Genomic DNA, 14,516 nt, shown 5'->3' on the forward strand with positions numbered 1-14,516 from the left:
GATCGTTCTCGCTATGCCCTTCCCTGGATCAACCAGCTATTTCATAGACCAGCATCAACATGTCTTATGCTATATGGGCTTTTGCGAGTCTAATAAAACTAGCGTTTGTTTAAACGCCCCTTAATATCCTGTACTTCATCTCTGCGATTTTCCAGTCTTCTTCATTGTCGATATCCTGCACTTCCGATTCCGGAACCTCTACCGCATATGTATTGTCCATAAAAAGCTTCTTTTGCCTAAGAAAGCTTCCGACTTTTAACCAATAAAACTGTCCGGCGTCGTGATACGTGGACATTAAATCTTGCGACCTCGAGTCCATATTCTCTGGCCAAATCATCGATAGACGGCCATTTTCAATCTTTAAAGCTCGCTGGATAGGATAGCTGAAACGCACAACAGGTAAAACCGAATCTGCGCTCGTTGTTTTCAAAGTAGAAAACCCGTCCTTTAAGTTATCCAACGAAATAAAGGGTGCAGTAGGATATATGCAGCAACAATAGCTAAAAACTTCGTCCCGCTTTTTGTACTCTAAAAGCACCTCTTCTATAACATCAGCGGTTGTTGCAAGATCACTAGAGCTAGCTTCCGACCTTAGAAAAGGAACTTCGGCGCCTAACTCTTTCGCAACACCTGCAATCTCTTCATCATCGGTCGAGACCATAACTTCATCAAAACACCCTGCGCTCATAGCCGCATCTATAGAATATTTAATTATGGGGTACCCAAGAAAAGCTCGGATGTTCTTTCTTGGAATTCTCTTGCTCCCACCACGAGCAGTAATAATTGCTAGACTCCTACCGCTCATTTATATCTTCAACTCCATGTACCAAATCCCAACTCATTGGTGTGCCCTTCTTAATATCTTTAGAGACCTTCTTACCTAATAGCGTTTCGTAGTACTTTGGCAAAAGACCGAACCCGGGTCTTATAACCCGGAGGTTATCGCGTGTAAACACCTCGCCTGCCTTCATATCTTGCGTAACATAAAGCGACCGCCTGAAAAGCATTGACTTCTTCTCTTCATCTGTTGGCCCATCTTGTACCTTACCTAACGATTGCCAAGCCTTTTCAGACTCTGCAACAAGAACTTTCATCTCATCGGGTTCCATAGAAAAGACCGAATCAACCCCACCATCAGCCCTTGAAAGAGTAAAATGTTTCTCTATTACTGTCGCTCCCAATGCCACACTTGCAACGGCCACTCCAATCCCAAGCGAATGATCTGATAACCCTACTTCGCATTTAAACAATTCTCTTAAATAAGGGATTGTTAGGATATTAGAATTTATAGGGGTCGTCGGATATGAACTTGTGCATTTAAGTAAGACAATATCTTTGCAGTCATTTTGTTGCGCTGCTTCAATCGATTCGGATATCTCTGCCATGCTTGCCAAGCCCGTTGATAAGATTATCGGCTTACCCGTTTTAACTACCTTTTTAATGAGTGGGATATGGATATTTTCAAAAGATGCGATCTTATAGCATGGAACATCAAGTTCTTCGAGGAAATCAACAGCCGTTTCATCGAAGGGAGTGCTGAAACCTATGATGCCTAGCTCCCGGCACCTATCAAATATAGGCTTATGCCATTCCCAAGGTGTGTACGCTTTCTTGTAAAGATCATATAAAGATGACCCTGCCCAAAGACTATCCGGATCGTCAATGTAAAAGTCAGCCCCGTTAGCATCGATCGTTATAGTATCTGCGGTGTAAGTCTGAAGCTTTAAGGCATGAGCGCCTGAAGCTGCCGCTGCCTCAACAATCGCTAATGCCCGCTCGATGGAATGATTGTGATTCCCAGACATCTCAGCAATGATAAACGGTCGATAGTTTTTTCCTATTCTTTTATCCGCTACTTGTATAAATTTTTCCGCCATTGATTTACTTCACTATATTTCGTCCTAAAATAAAGGCTTCAGCCGCTTCAACACCGACACTCGCCCCTCGCCAGCCAGCTAAATACTCAGCAGCCCTTAGAGAGCGAGGATGCGGCCAATCACGCATCTCAGAATTATAGGCCGCTAAAGCCTCTAACTTCAAGCTTAAAACGCCTGTAATATCCACAAACCAATTAGGCATAAAATACGATACCGACCCCGGAACCTGCCATTCGGTGCTAGAGGGAATCTCAAAAAACAAGAGCTGTTTCACAGTGCATCCAGGAACTGGCCTGCATGCAGTTATCACAGCATTGTGAACAATGCTGTGATCTATATTTAGATCCCCAGCATGATGAGTATAAACAACGTCCGATCGAGTTTTCTCTACGAGTGTCTCTACCGTCTTAACAACGTCTAACACATCAATCGAATCCATTCTATTATCTGGAAGATTAAGGAGCGTGAGCGATGAGACGCCTATGATTTCGTTTGCTCTTTGCGCAAACGCAGCCAGCTCGGATAACTTATCCCTGTATGCCTCTCTGTCTCTTTTATCGCTGCGGCTGGTTAGACCCTCAGCTAAAATGGCAACGTGAACCACATCGCCTTGCTTAGTGTGGCGTGCGATGGTTCCGCCGCAACCCAAGATTTCATCATCCGGATGAGCAACAACTACAAGGATATTCACTCTTCTAATCACCTTTCGTAAAAGCCTTATGCCAGACGACTATCTCTTCGTTGGCTTCCTTAGATTGTGTTGCGATAATGCCTGCATGCTCATAACTACCTCGATATTCGGGGCGATTGCCATAAGCGTCGGTAAGAAAGCCGCCTGACTCCTCCAAAACTAGATGCGGCGCAGCAATATCCCAATCCCTGATAGTAACACTTTTGAAAAAGACATCGGCTACACCATCAGCAATCTTACATATTTTTAGTGAAATGCTTCCACATTCGATATATGCTTTAAAGTCCAGACTTCTATACAATTCAGCGGTTACACCTCTTGGCTCTGGATAATTATCGATCAAGGTCTCGAACATATTTGTGCCGGTTACCCGGAGCGTGTTACCGTTTAAGTAAGCCCCTTTGCCAGATACCGCAGTGTAAAGTTCGTTCAACACGGGCGCATATATAGCTGCCAACCTCGGTCTATAGTTCTCAATCAAAGCTACTTGTGTCACAAATCCAGGATACCCCGTTGCGAAGCTAGCTGTACCGTCAATAGGATCAATGAGCCAGTAGCATTCCGGTCGTTTATCTACTATTGAGGATGCATCTTCTTCACTGATTACTGGTATTTCCGGCGCAAGTTTATATAGCCGATCAACTAAAGCCTCATGGGCCATCAGATCAACCTTGGCTTTATACTGCGGCCCATCCCAAACTCCTTCAAAGAGCTCGGAGCTACGCCACTCCAGCATAATGATACCAACCTCTTTAACGACCCTCGTTAATTCATTAATCACTTAAAACATGCTCCAAAAATGATAGTTCTCGCTCAAGTAGCTCAGATACACCAGTGTCCACTGGCTGCTTGGCCAGATTACACAGCCATGAAGCTTGTGGCGTCGGTGTTATATCTGCTGCCTTGAAAATATTGTTATCCGTTACGTTTATGGCTACTTCACGCCATAACGGCTCGATTTCTAAATAATCTGGCAGTTCGTCTAACAAACGCTCTGATGGTATATCAACTAAGACTGGCTGCTTACCCATCCCAGCAGCAATTAATTTAATGATATCTCTAACTTTCGTTCCTTCATCCGGCAAAGCCTCCCAGATAGGACGTTCAGAGGCCTTATGAAGCCAATGGATGAACGCGTGAGCTACGTCCTCAACCCACACAAGCTGAGCGTAATTACTCCCCCCATTAACGCAAATTACGGGTGCGCCATCAGCAATCCGCTGGCGATAAAAATCCAACCGACCGGTATGCTCTTGATGGCCCCAAAAAATAGGTAAGCGTAAAACTGTTGCCTTACCATTTCTCTTTCGCATCTCCAATACAGATGTTTCGGCACTCATTTTACCTATAAGATATGAGAAAGTAATATCAGGTAGCACTTTCGCATAAGCATCATCTATAAGATTAATTGCCTGGTCTGCAGCTACTGTGGGAGCAAGGCGCACTAACCAAGTTGACGAGATAAGCACATACGTGCCAGGATCAAGCTTGCCAAATACCTGTTCCGGCGCAGCTTTATCGTAGCCGAGAAAATCTATCGTCGCGTCGAAAGTGCGTCCTGATAGTCGGTTTAAGCCGTCTATGCGATCTGCCCCAATGCACTCGACGCCACCTGGGCATCTCTTAGGCTGTCGAGACAACACGGTGATACTATGGCCAGCTGCTGCAAGCTGCTTTACTACGGCTAGACCTAATAGACGAGTACCACCAATTACAAGGATATTCACAGTTGCTCCCTACACTCCCAAATCGCCAAGCTTATGCACCCTGATGCTACTTGGTATCCTAATTTCTCTAGAAAGAAATTGGAGAATGGCATCAAAATAATGGTCCTTGCAAACGATTAAATCATCAAGAGGATTTGCCCTAAGGACTTCTGGAGATTCGATTGCTGGCAGACCAAATAGCCAAGATTGCCCCTGTTTAAAAGAATCTCCGTCAAAATAGCGGACATTACCTACCTCTTTTAGATAGTAGCTATACTCAAAGCCCCCTGCGTAAAAACCTATTGAGTCCATATTCTTGAGCGCTGTAATGATTCTTTCGGTACGCTCTGTAATTTTATCTGAATATTCTTTGAGCTTTCTGGATTCCGCTTGAACTAATCGTATATCATCGCCAGGCCACACTGGTAAGGCCGAGCTATCGTAATAGCCCCAAAGATATAGCTCATTGCCAGCGCTTGATGTACATGCTTGCCCAGACCGAAAACCCTGCAATTCAAACAAACGAACGCCGTTCTGCGTAGTAAAATAATTAACATGCTCGTGAACTAAGTGATCAATATATCCCACGCTAAACTGCAACTCGCTATAAGGAACAACATGAAAGAATAGCCCGTTTTCCTTTAAGCACTTTCTACTAGCTGCAAAAAACTTATCAAGCTCTACTATGTGTTCAAGGCATGCATATGAATAGATGCAATCGAATCTCTCGGTAATCGCAGCTGATTCAAGAGGCTTATCTATAACTTTAATTCCGTATTTCCTTGCACCCTCCTGTCCTTGAGGACCGATCTCGACACCCATTACCTCGGCGCCCCTTACCTTCAATTCATTCAACAGCGCACCGCTACCGCAACCGATCTCTAAGAACTTTACCTTCTCAACATTTCCATCATATATGGACAAGAGCCTACCCAGTACCTCTGACATACGCTCATTAGATAAGAAGCTCTCGCCCAACGGCGTAGATAGCATACTTCCCAAAGAATATGCCGCCGCTAGTGCGTGGCGTATTTCATCCGTTAGAATCAGAACCGGCATAGCGTATTTCGGATGAATGCCGAGTTCAAACGGGAGCCTAGTGGGAAGTTCTAAATTGGATCCAACCGGAACTGGTCCTAAAAAGAATGGATGTGATGTAATCTTTAGTATGGGATCTATCATGCGCATGCCCGTGTCCTTTTTACCTTAATTATGCTTTGCGCTATTCCTGGCGCTGCAAGCTTGGAAATCCGCCTCATCAATAAACTGATCTAGCGTCTGACGTAACAAAACAATACCTTCCTGCCACTTTCCAAATTGATAACTTTCTCTTCCATCAAAAGCCTGATTTAATATACCATCAAGCTCATCAATACCAGCAGCTATTGTTAATGAGATCGTGGTTGAAAAGCGTGGGTTTATCTCGAATATTAACGGTTCGCTACGACGCGCATCCACCCGCAATTGCACATTAAATGGTCCATCGGCGTGCAGATGATGTTGAACTTTGCAGCACAGTTCCTCAATTCCAGCATCATGCCGTGTAACAGCCAATCGTGTAATCCCCTTTTTTGAAATAATTTCCTTGGGGACGACGGCCTGAACTTCCCCATCCCTCCAAACAACAACGGAGATGGTATACTCCGTGCCTTCGATATACTCCTGCAATATAAGTGCATCTAAGGGGTAGTTGGTTTTCTCAAGTTGAGCTACCAACTCTTGCTCAGAGCCTACGATGTGTAGACCACGGCTCCCCCTGCCCGTACGTGGTTTAACAACAACAGGAAACAGTAATCCCTCATGGCCGTTAGAAGCTAGTTTTGTTTTCGGAACCGGGATATTGGCTTCTTTGAGGTTATTAGTAAGCACATACTTATCCAAGCATGCCTTTATGAATTCGTATTTAGGAAGGACCACGGCAATGTTATGGCTTTCCAGTTCAGCGCATTTCAAGAGTTCTTCATCCACAAGTGGTATAACAGCATCGACCTTCTCTTCTCTGCAAATCCTCAATATGACAGGTAAAAACTCTACTGAATCGCCAGGTGGAATAACAAAGCTCTTGTCGGCATAATAAAGCCCTACGGCTAGAGGGTCCATATCTGCAGCTATTACAAAGTAGCCTTGGTTCTTCAGCCTTTTGATTAGACCTGGAACCGCGGCTCCGCCTGCTCCTGTCAAAAATATAGTCTTGCCATTGCCTGTGGACATTTCTAACCTCACCTTTCTAGGCCATTAAGCATCTCGCCTAGCTATATAGGCTCTTTATTCTCAATCCTCAAAATATAGGTCGTCCCATCTATCTTAAAAAACGCCGGGTATCTTTGGTTATCGACAACCCGCAGAAGATTAAACTGCTCCCTAATAGTCCTGTCGGGATTGAGCCTGCTATCATCCGGCTCACGTTTTTTGTAATAAGTAGACTCGCCCTCTTGCTCAAAGCCATTTGTTATAACGCTGGGATAGTTTCGAACAAACGTCAGACAAATCTTAATCGAGGTGTTCGCTTGAACATACCGTAATTCATCAATTAACTCTGTTCCTTTGAATTCCATAGTGCCTTTGAGGTATATTCTCCCGCTATCTATAGATTCAGCTGCTTCAAAAAGGCATATGGGTATGTTGTTCTTGCCCTCTAGTATCTGCCATGTTAGAGGTGACCAACCCTTGCCCTTAGGAAGATCGCTTTCATGAACAACCAAATTGTGGGCGTTTCTTGCAAGTATTGGTGGTTTGACCAGCTGCCCGCAGCCTAAGTAAAATGCAAAATCACCGATCATAATCTCATCTACTGCATGAACCCAAAAGACCTCGTTTCCTTCTGATTCCAACTTTTCGATTAAAAGAGGAATATACTGATTAATCCAGCTATCCTGATCAGACGCGATCGTTATCTTATACTTTGGCATTTTCGACCTCTCAAGAAAGTAATGTCCGCTCTAAAATCATCTAGACTTACATTTGAATTTTTAGCAGTTTCCACAGTAATTGCAGCCTCTTCAGGTAAAAGGGCTAGGATTTCCGTAATTCGGAAATCGCCCTCACCGAAATGGTAGTGCTTATCATATATGCCATCGTTTTTGCCATCAGTTAAATGAAATATCTTCGGTTTTAGCTCCAAAAACCGCTTTAGATCTGCCATGGGATCAACCCTGCGCGCATTAGCTGAATATATACAATGTCCAATATCTAGGCAAAACCCAGCGTTTGTGTTACGTAAAAGGAACTCGATTTCGTCAGGGTTATTACCATTGCAGATACTACCATCACTAAAAACCGTATAGTAAGGTTTGTTCTCAATTATTGTGCATCCTTCTATTTTGTTAATTTGGTTAACTGTTTCTTCTATATCCCCTGATATTCCAGGGTGCAAGATTATCATTTCAGCGTGTAGTGTATCTGCAAACTGTTGAGCCTCTTTTACTAAAACCATGTTATGTGCAAAGCTCTCCCTCCTAGCAAGGTTCATTCCATCCAAAGAATGGGATGCATGTATCACGTATGGGACGGTCATGCCTTTCCATACGTTTATATATTGTTCGTAGCTGCCTGAGACGACATATAGCTCGATATAATCGTAATAGCCTTCCTCATGAAGTTTGATGGCCTCATCTACGTAGTATTCGTTTGTCGACCAGAGCTTTAAGCCAAATTTAAACATCTACCTTACGATTTCCTTTATCGCCTTAACGACGAAATCTTGTTCTTCTTCAGTAAGTGTATAGAAAAGAGGAATAGATATCGCTTCTTTGTAATATTGTTCGGCCTTTGGGTAAGTGCCCTGCTTAAAACCTAGCTCACGATAATAGGGCTGGGTATGAACTGGTATATAGTGAACATTAACATTAATCCCTGATTCCCTTAGCTCATTGAAAACCTGTTGTCGTGACTTAGAAACCTTATTAAGTTTCAACCTTATAGGATAAATGTGATAGGCTGAAGAAGCATCAGGGTGCTGGTATGGACAAACTAACGGTAAGTCTTTTAGCAGATCGTTATACCTTTCTGCAAGGTACCGCCGTCTGTCTATGAAGCTATCTAGCTTTTGCAACTGGCTAAATCCTAGCGCAGCCTGAATGTCGGTTATTCTATAATTAAAACCAAGCTCAACCTGCTCATAATACCAGGGGCCATGAGATTCGTCTTGTATACAACTGGGGTTACGGGTTATACCGTGGGTTCTTAGTCTCAGTAGCCTCTGATAGAGGTCTTCGTTATTAGTTATTATCATACCGCCTTCGCCCGTGGTAATGCTTTTTACCGGATGAAAGCTAAAAACAACCATATCAGAATATATACAGGCACCGATTTTGTGACCCTTGTAACTGCCACCAAGTGCGTGACAAGCATCCTCAATAATCGTAAGACCGTACTTTTTGCCGAGGTCGTTTATCCGTTCCATTTCACAGGACTGCCCGGCAAAATGAACAGGCATTAGAATTTTTGGAAGGCGCTCTGCTTCTGTTGTAGACAACTTGGCTTCTAGCTCATCAACACTCAAGTTGTAGGTTAGGGGATCAATATCTACGAAATTGGGTGTGGCCCCGCAATACAAAGCGCAATTTGCTGAAGCAACAAAGGTATTCGGCGATGTCCATAAGATATCACCCTCTTTAAGGCCTGCGGCAAGACATGCGAGGTGAAGCGCTGCCGTGCCACTTGAGACGGCTATTGCATAATTTACTCCGCAGTATTCGGCAACGGCACGTTCAAATCGCTCAATAGCCGGTCCTTGCGTTATCCAGTCGCTTTTAAGAACGGCTATGACAGCTTCGATATCTTCTTCATTGATACTTTGTTTTCCATAAGGAATAGGGATCATAGCGTTTTTACTACTTCCTTTAACTCTTCGGTAGTCAACCAGTGGGTATTTGTCCCTGAATTATATTCAAATTCAGCTGTGACCGGCTGCCCACCGTTATTAATAAAACGTTGGCCCCAGTAATTAAAATCAGGTTGAATTAAATAATAGGAATCAAATTCCAGCGTTCTTCGGGCATCATCTTTAGGAACCATAACCTCATGCAGCTTTTCGCCTGGTCGAATACCAACTATCTCAGTCTTACATTCCGGGGCAATGGCTTTAGCTAAATCCATGATGTTCATGCTAGGTATCTTAGGGATAAATAGCTCACCACCAACCATCCGTTCAAGGCAATCTAAAACAAATTGAACACCCTGTTCAAGGGTAAGCCAGAATCGTGTCATACGGGGGTCCGTGATCGGTAACACGCCAGTCTCCCTCCGTTTAAGAAAAAATGGTATGACGCTTCCCCTGCTACCAACAACGTTTCCATAGCGAACGACACTGAAACGAGTATCATCTTCACCAACGTAGGAGTTACCCGCTATGAACAACTTATCTGAGCATAATTTTGTAGCACCATAAAGATTTATAGGATTTGCTGCTTTATCTGTGCTTAATGCTATAACTCGCTTAATATTTTGATCAATGGCAACATTAATTACATTTTCAGCCCCGAGTATGTTGGTTTTGACCGCTTCGAACGGATTGTACTCTGCGGCAGGAACTTGTTTTAATGCCGCTGCATGTATAATGTAATCGACACCACGGAAAGCACGATACAGCCGTTCCTTATCCCGAACATCACCTATAAAATAACGTAAACAAGGATATTCTTTTTCTGAAAAGACTTGCGCCATCTCAAACTGCTTAAGCTCGTCACGGCTGAAAATTATTAATCGCTTCGGCTTATATCTCTTTAAAATTGTTTCTGTACATTTCTTGCCGAAGGAGCCAGTCCCACCCGTGATCAAAATCGACTTTCCATTAAACATCAACTGCTCTCCTTATATAGTTAGCTTTATTACGAACTAGATCTTTCATAAATCTCGTTCAATACCACATGCGATGGTATCGAAAAATAACCAATGGGCTGTGCTGGATTGAAATTTGAATGTCTTGCTATGTTGCCTGCGCTAATGACAAGCGGTGGAGTTAAATCATCAAGAACATCAATACTGGTTGATGACATATTAGCATCACTAAGATGTAAGTACAGAGGATACTCTCCCGGTCGTATGAATATATCAGGCAATTCAATGATAATTGTTCCATTAGTGCCAATATCAACCGTATCAGATGTTACTAAATGCTGAGCTGATGTTACGATATCTCTTGTAGCGCCGGAACGCAATCCTACATAAATAATTAAACCTTGCATCCGCTTAAAAACCTTGTAAGATATCTTAATTCGTATGGTTTCGCCCATTTGGAAACTAAACCGTTTCTGTCCCATTATGTCTTCCGCTTCGGCCGAGGTAAAGCGAACCACGCCCAGCCCACGCCTATTTAATTCATTGGAAATGTCAGTCTCAGCATCAATTTCGATACTGCGTAGAAGTTGATTATAAGTATTTAACACCGTATCAGTCGCGCCCTCAGAAGCTATTGATCCTTTATTTAAAAGTATGCTCTTGGGGCATAAGTTACGTATCGCCTGCATATTATGACTTACAAAAAGGACCGTTCTACCTTCCTTGCTTACATCCTCCATTTTGCCCAAGCACTTCTTCTGAAACTGTGTATCACCAACTGCTAGCACCTCATCAACAATCAATATCTCTGGTTCAAGGTGTGCAGCTACAGCAAACGCGAGGCGCACATACATACCGCTAGAATAACGCTTGACTGGGGTGTCAATAAACTTTTCGACTTCAGCAAATGAGATAATCTCTTCAAATTTTTTGGTTATCTCGTGCTTGGTCATCCCAAGAATTGCACCATTAAGATAGACATTTTCTCTACCGGTTAATTCAGGATGAAAACCCGTGCCTACTTCAAGAAGACTTGCAACTCTACCCCTAATCTTAACCATGCCCTTAGTAGGCGTCGTAACCCTGGAGAGAATCTTTAGTAAAGTAGATTTGCCAGCTCCGTTGCGGCCGATGATGCCTAAAACCTCCCCAGGTGCGACATCAAATGAGACATCGCTTAATGCCCAAAATCTTTCGTTGAAACCATCAGCTTGCTTTGAAGAATCTGCAGCATTTATATTGATTTTTGAGTTAGGATCTACTTTGCCCGTGAATCTAGCCCACCAGCTTTGAATATCATGTGTTAGCGTACCGTGACCTATTACGCCCAGCCTATATTGCTTAAATAAATTTTCAATACTTATCGAGATATCACTCATCTTAGCCCATTTCCCATGTTAAACTAGCTAAATTGTATCCATAAAAGATTTTTCGATACGGGTAAATAATACAAGCCCACCCACTAAGATCAATGCCGTCATTCCCAGACTCACAGCTAATTGCCAAAGTTTTATTGAACCGGCTCCAAGAAAGGCATACCGAAAGGTCTCAATAACAGCCGTCATAGGATTTAACGCATATAGCATCTGCCACTTAACCGGTATCTGGGACAACGGATAGACAACAGGTGTCGCATACATCCAAAGCTGAACACCAAATGTTACAAGAAATGTAAGATCTCGATATTTCGTAGTTAGGGACGAAACTAGTATGCCACCACCAAGCCCAAGAGCAGCCATTTGGATTAGCAAAACAGGTGCTAGAAGTAGCCAACAGTTTGGCTTAATAGGCGCGCCTTTTAAGTAAAAGAACAGCATAAAAACCAAAAACAGGCAAAACTGAATAGCAAATGCAAAAAGATTAGTTATGACTACTGATATCGGTACGGCAAGACGCGGAAAGTATACTTTGCCGAAAATCGGAGCATTTGTCGCAAAAGTATCTGAAGTCTTAGTTAAACAAGTGGCGAAATAGTTCCAGGTAATAATTCCGGACATATAAAACAGGATTTGAGGTAAACCATCGGTTGGAATATGCGCAATATTACCAAAGACAATCGTAAAAACCACGGTTGTAAATAATGGCTGTAGCAAAAACCAGGTCGGGCCCAAAACCGTTTGCTTGTAAAGAGCAACAAAGTCACGACGTACGAATAGTAAGATCAGATCTCTGTAATGCCATAGTTCGGCTAAGTTGATGTCAAACCACCCAGTGCGAGGTTCTATAATCGTAGTCCAATCATCAGGGCTTACCTTATGTTTTATAGCATCCATCTTTAACCCTCATGTCTCAATATATTTAAATGACAGATCATGCTATCTCAGCAGTATTATTATCGCAGCACCACCGATAAGTATCTTCAATCCCTTGGCGCAAACCAATTTTCGCCTGCCAGCCTAAGCCCTTCAGCTTACTAACGTCCAACAATTTGCGAGCCATGCCATCCGGTTTAGAACTATCAAAAACTAGTTCTCCCTTAAATCCCACTATATCTTTTATTAAAAGAGCTAGTTCCCCAATCGTTAAATCCTCACCCACGCCTATGTTAATAAGCTCGCTGTCATTGTAGTTTTGCATTAAAAACAAACAAGCATCGGCTAAATCATCTACGTGTAAAAACTCCCGACGTGGGTTTCCTGTTCCCCACACCACCGCTGAAGGTATGCCATTTACCTTTGCCTCATGGAATCTGCGAATTAGCGTTGGCAAGACATGTGAGTTCATAAGATCAAAATTGTCGTTTGGTCCATATAGATTGGTTGGCATAACTGAGATAAAGTTAGCTCCATATTGCCGACTATATGCCTCACACATCTTAATTCCTGCTATCTTAGCAACAGCATAGGGTTCATTGGTCGGCTCAAGAATCCCTGTTAATAGGTGTTCTTCCTTCATTGGTTGCGATGCAAATTTCGGATAAATGCAAGAACTTCCCAGGAAAAGAAGCTTTTTCACACCATATAGGTATGCGTTATGGATTATATTTACTTGAATAGCAAGGTTACTATAGATAAACTCTGCCGGATAATGGCTATTAGCCCAAATACCACCGACTTTCGCCGCAGCTAAGAAAACGTATTCGGGCTTCTCAATCTTAAAAAACCTCTCTACGGCAGCGCCGTCACATAAATCTAGCTCAGCGTGTGTGCGCAGAATTAGATTGCTAAAACCTTCTATTTCAAGCTTCCGAACAATCGCTGAGCCTACGAGACCCTTGTGCCCAGCAATATATATCTTAGAACCCTTGGCTATGATGTTAGCGCCTACTTGATTCATGAGCTACTCCACAACCAGCGATTTTTCAGGTGATGCAGCTAGCTGTTTTCGTGCCTCTTCTAAATCGGCTTTCGCCATAATCCTAACTAGCTCATGGAAAGTAACGCCTGGCCTCCAGCCGAGTTTCCCATAGGCTTTTGAGGGATCACCGATAAGCAACTCAACTTCGGTCGGACGGAAGTAACGAGGATCAACCTCGATTAATACTTTGCCTGTAGCACTGTCAATGCCCTTTTCGTTGACGCCGGTCCCTTGCCACTCTAGCTCTATACCAACCTCTTTAAAGGCTTCTTCACAAAATTCCCTCACTGAATGAGTCTCGCCTGTAGCAATTACGTAATCATCGGGCTCATCTTGTTGGAGCATCAACCACATCGCCTCAACATAATCCTTCGCGTAACCCCAGTCTCTCTTGGCATTCATGTTTCCAAGAAAAATCTTATCTTGCAGGCCAAGTTTTATGCGAGCTGCCGCCATTGTAATTTTCCTAGTCACGAATGTCTCGCCTCGCATCGGCGATTCGTGATTAAAAAGAATGCCGTTGCTCGCGCATATTCCGTACGCCTCACGGTAATTTGTCGTTATCCAGTAGCTATAGAGTTTTGCCACCGCATACGGGCTCCTAGGATAGAACGGGGTTTTCTCCGTTTGCGGCACTTCTTGCACAAGACCGTATAGCTCACTCGTTGCAGCATTATAAAAGCGGACCTTCTCGATCATGCCAAGTATGCGTATAGCCTCAAGGAGGCGTAATGTCCCTAGCGCATCAGCGTTCGCAGTATATTCCGGTGATTCGAAGGAAACCTGGACATGGCTCTGAGCGGCCAGATGATAAATCTCATCTGGCTGAGTCTCCTGCATGAGACGAATTATATTAGTAGCATCGGTAACATCGCCGTAGTGCAAGAAGAACCTCGGGTGACCTTCATGCGGGTCCGCATAGAGGTGATCCACTCGCTGCGTATTAAATAGTGATGCACGTCGTTTGATACCATGGACGACGTAGCCTTTGGCTAATAATGACTCGGCCAAATAGGCGCCGTCCTGGCCTGTAATGCCGGTAATAAATGCTGTTTTTGCCATGCGTCTTTCCTTTAATTAGATAACAAGTACAATCTACTATACTTCCGCTCCAGCGAACCAATATTCATCTTACGAACATTAATTATACGAGGTCTAGGCATTAAA

15 protein-coding genes are annotated in these 14,516 nt (G+C 43.4%); all 15 read right to left on the reverse strand.

Features of this window, described 5'->3' with window-relative positions; translation table 11 throughout:
* Positions 1-109: 109 nt before the first annotated feature.
* From pseF to gmd, 15 genes are read right to left on the reverse strand one after another with little or no spacing between them, the layout of a single operon-like run.
* Positions 110-805, reverse strand: a complete 696-nt coding sequence (gene pseF / locus VGK02_08260; protein ID HEY3375037.1) for a pseudaminic acid cytidylyltransferase — start codon at positions 803-805, stop codon at positions 110-112.
* Positions 795-1,877 (reverse strand): pseudaminic acid synthase, encoded by a 1,083-nt coding sequence (pseI, locus tag VGK02_08265; protein HEY3375038.1) that lies wholly within the window; start codon positions 1,875-1,877, stop codon positions 795-797. Before pseI ends, pseF begins: the two co-directional genes overlap by 11 nt.
* Before the next feature lie 4 nt (positions 1,878-1,881).
* Complete coding sequence (locus VGK02_08270; GenBank protein HEY3375039.1) at positions 1,882-2,568, reverse strand: PIG-L family deacetylase; 687 nt, start codon at positions 2,566-2,568, stop codon at positions 1,882-1,884.
* A 4-nt stretch (positions 2,569-2,572) separates the two neighbouring features.
* The gene (locus tag VGK02_08275) at positions 2,573-3,349 is read right to left on the reverse strand and encodes an inositol monophosphatase family protein (GenBank protein HEY3375040.1); all 777 of its coding nucleotides are present in this window, start codon (positions 3,347-3,349) and stop codon (positions 2,573-2,575) included.
* Positions 3,342-4,295 carry an NAD-dependent epimerase/dehydratase family protein gene (locus VGK02_08280; protein HEY3375041.1) on the reverse strand — a complete coding sequence of 318 codons (954 nt, stop codon included), beginning with the start codon at positions 4,293-4,295 and terminating at the stop codon, positions 3,342-3,344. The genes VGK02_08275 and VGK02_08280 overlap by 8 nt, the downstream gene beginning before the upstream one ends.
* A 9-nt stretch (positions 4,296-4,304) precedes the next feature.
* A complete protein-coding gene (locus VGK02_08285; GenBank protein ID HEY3375042.1) occupies positions 4,305-5,462 on the reverse strand; it encodes a class I SAM-dependent methyltransferase in 1,158 nt (385 codons plus the stop codon).
* A gap of 18 nt (positions 5,463-5,480) precedes the next feature.
* Positions 5,481-6,485, reverse strand: coding sequence for an ATP-grasp domain-containing protein (locus VGK02_08290; GenBank protein ID HEY3375043.1), 1,005 nt, complete (start codon positions 6,483-6,485; stop codon positions 5,481-5,483).
* A 41-nt stretch (positions 6,486-6,526) separates the two neighbouring features.
* Positions 6,527-7,183 (reverse strand): hypothetical protein, encoded by a 657-nt coding sequence (locus tag VGK02_08295; GenBank protein HEY3375044.1) that lies wholly within the window; start codon positions 7,181-7,183, stop codon positions 6,527-6,529.
* Positions 7,165-7,935, reverse strand: coding sequence for a TIM barrel protein (locus tag VGK02_08300; protein HEY3375045.1), 771 nt, complete (start codon positions 7,933-7,935; stop codon positions 7,165-7,167). Before VGK02_08300 ends, VGK02_08295 begins: the two co-directional genes overlap by 19 nt.
* The gene (gene pseC / locus VGK02_08305) at positions 7,936-9,096 is read right to left on the reverse strand and encodes a UDP-4-amino-4,6-dideoxy-N-acetyl-beta-L-altrosamine transaminase (protein HEY3375046.1); all 1,161 of its coding nucleotides are present in this window, start codon (positions 9,094-9,096) and stop codon (positions 7,936-7,938) included.
* Positions 9,093-10,073, reverse strand: a complete 981-nt coding sequence (gene pseB / locus VGK02_08310) for a UDP-N-acetylglucosamine 4,6-dehydratase (inverting) (GenBank protein HEY3375047.1) — start codon at positions 10,071-10,073, stop codon at positions 9,093-9,095. The genes pseC and pseB overlap by 4 nt, the downstream gene beginning before the upstream one ends.
* Before the next feature lie 29 nt (positions 10,074-10,102).
* Positions 10,103-11,431: an ABC transporter ATP-binding protein gene (locus VGK02_08315; GenBank protein ID HEY3375048.1), complete on the reverse strand. Its 1,329-nt coding sequence runs from the start codon at positions 11,429-11,431 to the stop codon at positions 10,103-10,105.
* A gap of 27 nt (positions 11,432-11,458) precedes the next feature.
* On the reverse strand, positions 11,459-12,325 hold the full coding sequence (locus tag VGK02_08320; protein ID HEY3375049.1) for an ABC transporter permease: 867 nt from the start codon (positions 12,323-12,325) through the stop codon (positions 11,459-11,461).
* A gap of 37 nt (positions 12,326-12,362) precedes the next feature.
* Positions 12,363-13,328 carry a GDP-L-fucose synthase gene (locus tag VGK02_08325; protein HEY3375050.1) on the reverse strand — a complete coding sequence of 322 codons (966 nt, stop codon included), beginning with the start codon at positions 13,326-13,328 and terminating at the stop codon, positions 12,363-12,365.
* 3 nt (positions 13,329-13,331) lie between these two features.
* Positions 13,332-14,411 carry a GDP-mannose 4,6-dehydratase gene (gene gmd / locus VGK02_08330; protein ID HEY3375051.1) on the reverse strand — a complete coding sequence of 360 codons (1,080 nt, stop codon included), beginning with the start codon at positions 14,409-14,411 and terminating at the stop codon, positions 13,332-13,334.
* Positions 14,412-14,516: the final 105 nt, after the last annotated feature.

Origin of the sequence: Candidatus Aquicultor sp., from assembly GCA_036504445.1 — a bacterium.
Taxonomy (GTDB): Bacteria; Actinomycetota; Aquicultoria; order Aquicultorales; family Aquicultoraceae; genus DASXVE01.

Excerpts from the sequence above, each read along its gene's own strand:
- pseF (HEY3375037.1), bottom strand. The coding sequence starts at position 805 with ATGAGCGGTAGGAGTCTAGCAATTATTACTGCTCGTGGTGGGAGCAAG.
- pseI (HEY3375038.1), bottom strand. The coding sequence starts at position 1,877 with ATGGCGGAAAAATTTATACAAGTAGCGGATAAAAGAATAGGAAAAAAC.
- VGK02_08285 (HEY3375042.1), bottom strand. The coding sequence starts at position 5,462 with ATGCGCATGATAGATCCCATACTAAAGATTACATCACATCCATTCTTT.
- VGK02_08290 (HEY3375043.1), bottom strand. The coding sequence starts at position 6,485 with ATGTCCACAGGCAATGGCAAGACTATATTTTTGACAGGAGCAGGCGGA.
- VGK02_08295 (HEY3375044.1), bottom strand. The coding sequence starts at position 7,183 with ATGCCAAAGTATAAGATAACGATCGCGTCTGATCAGGATAGCTGGATT.
- VGK02_08300 (HEY3375045.1), bottom strand. The coding sequence starts at position 7,935 with ATGTTTAAATTTGGCTTAAAGCTCTGGTCGACAAACGAATACTACGTA.
- pseC (HEY3375046.1), bottom strand. The coding sequence starts at position 9,096 with ATGATCCCTATTCCTTATGGAAAACAAAGTATCAATGAAGAAGATATC.
- pseB (HEY3375047.1), bottom strand. The coding sequence starts at position 10,073 with ATGTTTAATGGAAAGTCGATTTTGATCACGGGTGGGACTGGCTCCTTC.
- VGK02_08315 (HEY3375048.1), bottom strand. The coding sequence starts at position 11,431 with ATGAGTGATATCTCGATAAGTATTGAAAATTTATTTAAGCAATATAGG.
- VGK02_08320 (HEY3375049.1), bottom strand. The coding sequence starts at position 12,325 with ATGGATGCTATAAAACATAAGGTAAGCCCTGATGATTGGACTACGATT.
- VGK02_08325 (HEY3375050.1), bottom strand. The coding sequence starts at position 13,328 with ATGAATCAAGTAGGCGCTAACATCATAGCCAAGGGTTCTAAGATATAT.
- gmd (HEY3375051.1), bottom strand. The coding sequence starts at position 14,411 with ATGGCAAAAACAGCATTTATTACCGGCATTACAGGCCAGGACGGCGCC.